This is a genomic window from bacterium, assembly GCA_035703895.1.
GTDB lineage: Bacteria > Sysuimicrobiota > Sysuimicrobiia > Sysuimicrobiales > Segetimicrobiaceae > Segetimicrobium.
Map to the genome: position 1 here is coordinate 1 of DASSXJ010000144.1, position 8,348 is coordinate 8,348.

7 protein-coding genes are annotated in these 8,348 nt (G+C 65.3%); 3 read left to right on the top strand and 4 right to left on the bottom strand.

Features of this window, described 5'->3' with window-relative positions; genetic code table 11:
* A partial coding sequence (locus tag VFP86_09690; GenBank protein HET8999905.1) for a winged helix-turn-helix domain-containing protein occupies positions 1-556 on the top strand: 556 nt, incomplete at its 5' end.
* Between the two features lie 1,992 nt (positions 557-2,548).
* Here the strand turns inward: VFP86_09690 and VFP86_09695 are convergent.
* Positions 2,549-3,133, bottom strand: coding sequence for a hypothetical protein (locus tag VFP86_09695; GenBank protein HET8999906.1), 585 nt, complete (start codon positions 3,131-3,133; stop codon positions 2,549-2,551).
* A gap of 268 nt (positions 3,134-3,401) precedes the next feature.
* Here VFP86_09695 and VFP86_09700 point away from each other — a divergent pair, with 268 nt between their 5' ends.
* Entirely contained in the window at positions 3,402-3,845 is a 444-nt protein-coding gene (locus VFP86_09700; GenBank protein HET8999907.1) for a copper resistance CopC family protein, read from the top strand.
* Positions 3,846-3,944: 99 nt separating this feature from the next.
* Entirely contained in the window at positions 3,945-5,690 is a 1,746-nt protein-coding gene (locus VFP86_09705; protein HET8999908.1) for an S-layer homology domain-containing protein, read from the top strand.
* Between the two features lie 15 nt (positions 5,691-5,705).
* Here VFP86_09705 and VFP86_09710 read toward each other — a convergent pair whose 3' ends face one another.
* The 3 genes from VFP86_09710 to VFP86_09720 form a co-directional block, all read right to left on the bottom strand.
* Positions 5,706-6,383 carry a response regulator transcription factor gene (locus tag VFP86_09710; protein HET8999909.1) on the bottom strand — a complete coding sequence of 226 codons (678 nt, stop codon included), beginning with the start codon at positions 6,381-6,383 and terminating at the stop codon, positions 5,706-5,708.
* Positions 6,384-6,415: 32 nt separating this feature from the next.
* Entirely contained in the window at positions 6,416-7,321 is a 906-nt protein-coding gene (locus tag VFP86_09715) for a histidine kinase (protein HET8999910.1), read from the bottom strand.
* Between the two features lie 84 nt (positions 7,322-7,405).
* Entirely contained in the window at positions 7,406-8,158 is a 753-nt protein-coding gene (locus tag VFP86_09720; protein HET8999911.1) for a copper resistance CopC family protein, read from the bottom strand.
* Between the last annotated feature and the right edge of the window lie 190 nt (positions 8,159-8,348).

Consider the following 8,348-nt stretch of genomic DNA (forward strand, 5'->3'; position numbering starts at 1 on the left):
CGCCGACCGACCCGATATCATCATCCTCGACCTCGGACTCCCGGACCTCGACGGCGTTGAGGTCACCAAGCGGCTCAGGGAGTGGACCCAGACGCCGATCATCATCTTGTCCGTCCGCGATCAAGAAGAGGCCAAGGTGGCGGCGTTGGATGCCGGTGCCGACGACTACCTGACGAAACCGTTTGGAGTCGGCGAGTTGCTGGCCCGGATCAGGGTGGCCATCCGGCACGCCACCCGATCACCGGATGAGCCGGTCTTCACGACCGGTGACCTCAAGGTAGATCTCACGCGTCGACTCGTCACGGTCGCTGGGAGCGAGATCTCGCTCACGCCCACGGAGTACGATCTCCTGAAGACCCTCGTGGCCCATGCGGGGAGGGTCGTCACGCGCCACCAACTGCTTGTCCAAGTCTGGGGCGCCGCTTACGAGCAGGACGCCCACCTGCTCCAGGTGAACGTCAGCAACCTCCGGCGCAAGCTCGAGCCCGATCCGGCGCGCCCGCGCTTCATCCAGACCGAGCCGGGAGTCGGGTACAGGCTGAACGATGGAGCCTGATCGAATCGGGGGCTAGAGATGCGCGGTGAAGCGCGCGCGCAGTGTCTCTCCCGCCGCCATGGTCGCCGTCACCTCGATCTGCCAATCCCCGGCCCCTAATTGAGCGTCTGCGATGAAGGGCCCGAGGCCAAATCTTCTGACAGGTAAGACTTGAGGCGCTTCTCCGGGCCGGGCGACGGTCACCTTGGCCGGGGTGGGGATTGGAAGTTCGCTCTGCCCCCGCGATGAACGTGAGGTGCAATTCATTCAGGCCCGGCTTCCCCGGGTCCAGATAGGCATCGAGGAGGCGCCCACCGGAGAGGTCGATGTTGTAGAGAGTAGGCTGGCCGGGCGTCTTGATCGTTTGCACGGGCTGCGAGCGGCTTCGAACCGTCATGGCCAGCGGCACCTCGACGGACGCGCTTTGCCGTTCAATGACGGCAGTGACGAGCCACGGTCCCTCAAGCGACATGTTAGCCCCCTGTCCTTGGTAGGTCCCGTCGCCGACGCGCTGGAGTTCCAACGTCGAGGCACCCACATCCGGGCGGTCTGGCGAGGTAAAGCGGAGGGAGACGCGATCGGCCTTGATCGGGCGTCGTATGTCGTAGTCTACGACCTGAGCAACGAAGCGATTCGCGCCGGGGAATCCCGGCATGGCTTCGAGGTGCACGCGTACCGATGTGGCGTAGTCGCTCGCGGTTGCCTCGGCGGCAGAAGCGGGCGCGGCAGCTCCCCGAATCAGACTGGGAGGGGCCAGACCGGTGAGCAGGCCGGTCACCGCCAGCACGACCGCGGCCACAGCCAACTCGGTCCCGCCCAGGCGGCGGAGCCCCTGCAAGGTTTTCAAGATCGCGGGCACGGTTCGATAACGGTTGATCGCGCCCAGGGCGGCCAACATGATCAACAGCCCCACCTTCAAACAGGACGACCCTGCCGAAATCCGTCGAGAAGAGCGCCGACCAAGTCCCCACTTCGTCGACCGCACGCAGGACGCCCGTGACCGCAACCGCCCCCAATGCCATCCCGGCCCCCATGGAGAATCGGCGCACGGCTATGGCTTTGTGCTCGTCAGGAACGCCGCGAACGGCAACGAGGAGGGCCGCGAGTCCCCCCATCCACACGCCGACACTGCTGAAGTGCACCCATTGGTCCACGATGTTCGGCCAGCGCCATGGGCCGGTGCCGGCACCGGCGTGGCTGGCAAGCGTGTGCGCCAGTACTGCGCCGAGGGATGCCAGCCCCAGGATCAAGAAGGGGATCCGGCGCGAGCGCGTGGGGAGGTACGCCGCTGCGGCGACCGCCGCCCCGGCTACGCCGATCGGAAGCGCCCTCCACCACAACGCGCGGCCGAGCGGCGTGCTCAGGAGGCGACCGACGCCGACACCTGCATCGATCGCCTGGGCCACTCCCAGCGTGATCACCCCCACGGCGGCAAGCGCCCACAGGCCCCAGAGATAGCCCTGAGTCGCCGCTGGCGGTTCTTGGGTTGCGAGGGTCCACACCCAGGCGGCCCCGAGGAGACCGCTTACCCCCACATAGAGGCCCCAACGACTCAGCACGTACAATGGAGACGGCCAGGGGCTCGGGCCTTGCGAAGACGGGGCTGAGGGAGGAGGGACGCCAATTCCGAATCCAAATGCGCCTCCGGTCACGTGCCCATCGATTCGAGAGACCGTCCGCCAGACGACCGTATATGCGCCGTTCTGGAGAGGGCCGAGGGGTACTTGAAGCTCTTCAGGATGGCCGGGCACGACTTGGGTCCCGGTGCGATCGACCTGAACCCCCGCGCTATCGAGCACGTGGATTGCAGATAGGGCCGGCTCGGGTTGCTCAGTGAACGTCAGCGTGATTGCCTGCGGAGCTTGCTGGAGCACCGCTCCGGCGCCCGGGAGAGAGCGCTGAAGCAGGGCATGGGCTTCGGTGTGTGCGCTGATCCCCAGCGACCCCAATAGCACAAGGATGGGAATCGCACCCCACCGACGCATGACGAACTGTCTCGCTATCGCCGCCCCGTCACGCCGCCGTACGCCTGCGGCCAGAGGACACTCCGACAACGATCCCGACAGCCCCCACGAGGATGCCGATCATGCCGAGCACCCGTGCTTGGGAGGCGGCGGCCGCCGCGTCCCGGGCCGACGCTTGACCTTCGTCGATCCTGGGGCCGAGGCGTTCCAGCCGCCCGGCCAGCTCGCCGGGGGAGGGATCCTTGGCCGGGAATTCGATCGCTGAAGACTCTGTCACGGGGTCAAATGTCTTGTCCGAACTCGTGAACGACTGGTCTACCCGTTGGCCGCCAAGCGATCCCACGAAGTGGAACGTGTAGTTTCCGGGCCGCGTCGGGATGATAGCCGCCCTGAAGTCCCCCGGCCTCCCGAAGGCCTTCCCGAAGGCGGCCTCCAGGGGGAGGGGGCCCATTTTCTCGGTGCCGAAAATGATCTCGACCTTGAGGTCCTCGGGAAGGTCTGTCACGGGCTTGCCCGAGGCATCGCTCAGCAGAAGCTGGACGCCGTTCTTGACGCCGGCGTATGTGGGTTCGTCGGCCCAGCCTACTCTCATGACGTAGGGCCCGACCTGGCGGCGCTCGTGCGCACTAGCCATGCCGGTCAACATTAGTGGTAGCCAAAGGGCGAGGGATAGAGTGACTCCCACCCCGCACAACCTGCGCCATGCCATGGTGTCTCTCCCCTCCTTAGTGCGGCGGCGGGTACTTGCGAGGACCCTTCGCCTCCGGCTTCCCCATTCTAGAAGAGCCGCCCGCCCCAGTCTCTACTACTTTTGGAACATTGCGGCAGATTTTACCTGAATGCTATAGTCGCCGTTGGACAGTCTACCGCTTGGGCCCATCGGCCACCAGGGAGGGACCGTCGTGAGAAAGGTTAGGAGGACGGTGGGTTGGCTGGGCCTCGGTATCCTGATCTGTCTTGGGCCTGTGCTTCCTGTGTGGGCCCACGCTAACCTGGTGAGATCCTCGCCCGCCGCCGACGCGGTTCTGACCGGTTCGCCGCCTCTCATCCAGGCGTGGTTTAGTGAAGAGGTCGCGGTGAAGGGGAGCGTCATGCGGTTGTACGACGGGGCGGACAAGGTTCTGGCGGCTGGCGGTGTCGACCTGAAAGACACGGACCACGAGTCCATGAGAATCACCCCACCGCGGCTCGCGCCCGGAGCCTACCAGGTGCGGTGGCACGCCATCTCGGCCGACGACAACCACGTAACCGAGGATGTTTTTCGCTTCTCAATCCGGCCCGCGAGCCGCGGTCCGTATGGGCCGACGGCGGCGTTCTTTTCTCTCCTCCCTGTCCGGTTGTGGTGAAGGGCTGAACTTCCTGATCGACCCGCTGGTGACGGTTAGGTAGGTCGCGCGCCCTCGGATCAGGGCCTGCGTTTCAGAGTTCGGAGCGGGGAGGGGGAAATGCCTCAGCGGTGGTGGCTCGCTCTGGGAGCGGCGGCTCTCCTGGCGTTCGGTTTGATTCCTCGGGTGGCTGCGCAACCGTTTACGGACACGCCTGCGAACCACTGGGCCTACGAAGCGCTTACCGACCTGGCCGCCAAAGGGCTCATCCAAGGCTATCCCGATGGGACGTTCAAGGGCGATCGATCGATGACGCGATACGAGATGGCGATGGTGGTCGCCCGGCTGCTGGTCCGGACCGAGAGCATCCGGGTTCCCGCTCCGCCGCCGGCGCCGAAGCAGGAAGTCAACAAGTCGGATCTCGACATGATTCTCCGCCTGATGAACGAGTTCCGCGCGGAGCTCGCCGCCCAGGACGTCCGCATGCAGGCGGTCGAGGAGGAGTTGAACGCCCTCAAGGACAGGTTAGAGACCAAGACCGTTCAGATCACCGGGGCCGCGGAGTTCCGGTACGACGTGTCCCGGGCGGCGAGCGGCGATCCGCTGAACGGGAATCCGAACACGGGGAGCGTAAGCGCGGGGGCGAGCCCGACGGGGAACTTAGCCCGGTACGTGCTGCGGCTGCAGTTTGACGGGAGCCTGCCGGAGAACCTGCACTTCATCACGGTGCTGATCACGAGCGGGGCGACCGGGACGGGCGCCAGCACGGGATTCATCCCGTTCAACAGCAGCGAGTTCGGGTTCTCGGGCACCTTTAACACGCACGTGCTGGGGACGCTCGACGACGCGTTTCTGGACTGGAAGAACGCGTTTGGGCTGCCGCTGGAGATCTGGCTGGGGCGGTTTGGGGGGGCGCCACCGGGGACCACCTATCCGGTGCAGTTTGGGCCGTTTGGGCTGTTGATGAATACGGCGGGGGACACGTGGGAGGACGCGACGGGGGACAGCGGGTTCAACTCGGCGGACGGGGTGCGGGTGGCGCTGCACCTGGCGAATCTGGCGGACCTGCAGGTGCAGGCCGTGGCGATTCGGATCACGGGGAACATCGGGGCGCTGAGTTACCCAAGCGGGGAAGACGCCTACGGCATGGATGCGAATGTGAAGATCGTGGAGGGGCTGCACGTCGGCGGGTACTACGTGGCCAACGTGCTCGCGCAGAGCGGGTCGACCCCGTTCGTCCAGCCCACAGGTGCGGTGAGTTTTCTGTACCACGTGTACGGGCCGGGCGGGGGCTCGGTGAACCCGGCCACGGACAACTGTCCGGTGGCGGGCGGGGGGGCGGCGGGGATCACGTGTCCGGCGGCGGGGAACGGGTGGGGGGCCTACGTGCAGTGGGACATCGTGAAGGGGATCCATCTCGACGGGGAGTGGGCGCAGTGGCACGACACGGTGCTGGGGGGGACGGATAGCGGCGTCCAGGCCGTGGTGACCTGGGATCTCGGGGAGCTCTTCAAAGTCGGCCACGACCTGGTGCTCACCACCGGGTATCAATACTACGGGGTGAACTTCTACCCGCCGTACGGCGCAGCCGAGTTGGACCTCTTTGGCTGGGACATCGTCTATCCAGGCAATGCGCAGGGCTTTACGGCGACGGTGAGCGTCACGCCGTGGCGGCACATCACCCTCTACGGCAACTATCTGACAGGAAACAACGTCTCGAACACGATGTCCCTGACGGAGTACGAAGTCGGCGTCATTTACAAGCTCGCCGCCGTCGCCAATGTGAGGGTGCTCTACCGCGACCTCACCATGGGCGGCGTCGATCAGCAGAACACGTGGCGGGCGGTGGTAGACTACAGCTTTTAGCGGCGAGTTGGGGCGTCACGAATCGCCCGGCGGGCGGGACCGGGTAGACGGTGACCGCGTAAACCCTTGGGTGAGGGCGAAGGCCGCCAATTCTACTCGGTTGCGCAGATGAAGCTTGGCCAGAATGTTCTGAAGATGCCGTTTGACGGTTCCTTCAACGATGCCGAGGGTGGCGGCGATTTCCTTATTGGCCAGACCTCGGGCCACCAAGGCGAGGATCTCCTCTTCGCGTGGGGTGAGCGTGGGGAGCGACCCGCGGGGGATGCTGCTCTGGCGGGTGAACTCCTGGAGAATCCGGTCGGCGATCGCACGGGAGATCCGCGCGTCCCCCCCGACGAGCGCCGTCAGATACTCGAGCCACAGATCCGGATCCACATTCTTGATCAGATACCCCTGAGCCCCGCACCGAATCGCTTCGAAGAGGTCCTGCGGATCGTCTGAGACGCTGAGCACAACGACGAGCGTCGAGGGAACCTCCTCTTTGATGAGCCTAATCGCCTCGAGCCCGCCGAGGCCCGACATCCGGAGGTCCATGAGCACAAGGTCCGGGGCGAGCTCGCGCACGCGGGCGACGCCTTCTTGACCGTCGCTCGCCTCTCCGACCACATCGAATTGTGGCGAGCCGGCCAGGATGAGGCGGATTCCCCGGCGCGCCAGCTCGCTGTCGTCGACGATCAACGTGCGCGTGGTCATGCGCTTCGCGCGGGTCCACCGGTGTACGGCATCTAGAAGACTACTGTGGTTCCCCCCTGCGGGCCCCGCGAGACGGTCACCGTTCCTCCCGCGGCGCGCGCGTGGTCGCGCAGGGCAGTGAGGCCGTACCGCCCCTGTAGCGGGCCCGGGAGAGGATCCGGCACCCCCTTGCCATCATCGGTAATCGTCATAGAGAAGCAAGTGTTCCAGTCGATCCGCACGTTTACCGACCGGGCGCCGGCGTGTTTGGCCACATTGTGCAACGCCTCGCGGACGATCGCCATGGCGTGAAACTCGGACTCGAGCGGCGGCTGGACGGCCCTCCCATTTTCTTCTACGGCGCCCGCAATGCTGTGGATCTCACCAAACCGATGCACGTAGGCCCGCATCCAGGCGCCAAGCGGCTGATCCGCTTCCGGGCTCGTCCGCAGATCGAAGATGGCGTCGCGGACATGCCGGGACGTGTCCTGAACCGCCTGCGTGATCTCGGCGGCTGTGTGACGGGCGGGGTCCAAGTTGGACGCCGCAAGGGAACGCTCGAGCGCGGTCGCCTTGACGTTCAGGAAGAACAGGGCTTGCGAGATGCCGTCGTGCAGCTCCCGAGCCAGGCGTTCCCGCTCCTCCGAGACCGCGTGCTCGATGTCGGTGGCGCGCAGCCGGGCATCCGCCGCTTCCAGCCGGCGGTAGATTGGGAGCAGGATCAGGGCGGAGATGACGAGCGCCGCCACGCCGGTCATGACGTTGCCAAGCATTTCGGGGAGGAGGCCATGGAGGAGCTCATGCCGGACGACCTCGGCGCTAAACACTACCACCGCGGGCAGCAGCACGGGGGTCAGACGAAGCGCAAAGCGCCAAGCGCCGCGCGGGTCCCTTCGTGAGACTTCCCGGGATCGCGGCACGGCGGATCCATTCCCGACGATCAAATCACGAGTCGTCACCTATCTCTATTCTAAACCATGGGTGGCCGTCTCGCTCCAAGCCACTTCCAGGCTCGTACCTCGGCCACGGGCCCGCGCGCTGGTTTAGCCGCTCACCGCACACTTCGCTGTATGGACGGGACCGACGGCTGCGTGCGTCTTATTGTCGGCCCAATAGACCTTGATCGTATGTGTCCCGGCCGGGAGCGGCCCGATGACGTACTGGTAGCGAGAGGGCCCCACCTTGGTGAGTTTGCTGGCGGGAGGCATGAAGACGAGGCTGTCGACGATGATGTGCAGGTGGATTCCGGAATCCATGCCGCTCATCCCCGCCATCCCGCCGCCCATGGTGAGATGGTCGATGTCACCCGGCGTCTCGACGACCACCGCGACCGGGTTCTTGACCGGCGCGCCGTTCGCCGGCGTGATGAGTTGAAGCGGGGGGACATCCGCCATGGGCGCTTTGGTCGTCTGCGCGCCCGTCCCGATCGAGAACTTGAACGATCCGTCTTTCGGCTCATTATCGTCGGCTGAAATGGCGTGCCACTTGACCAGATAGGCCCCATTGGCCAGATGAGGCGCCGCGATCTTCATCACATCATGCTTGGCCACGGCCGGATCGATGCCGCCCGACGCGAGAAGCTTTTGATGGCTGTCGTACAGCCGCAGGGTGCTGCCCTTGACCTTGAGCTCCTCGCTAAACCAGGCACGGATCTCAGACGGCGCTTTGCTGAGAGACGCGCCACCGGCCGGCGAAGACTTCACCATGGACGCATGGCTCCACGCCGGCGTTGCCGGAGCCAAGGTGGCGAGGGCGGCAACGAGACCCCATACCACGCATCCAAGATATGCTCGCATGCGCTTCACCCCCATATCACCCTCTCTGGGCGACCAAGACGGTGCGCCTACTGCCACGATACTATGAGGGACGAGCTCGGTACAACGTGACGAAAGTAGTAGAGAGGGGAGATTAGCGGGCTGGGGCGACTTTTTTCTGACACCGGGTGCACCGGCCAAAGAAGTCCACGACATGGTCGAGGACGGCGAA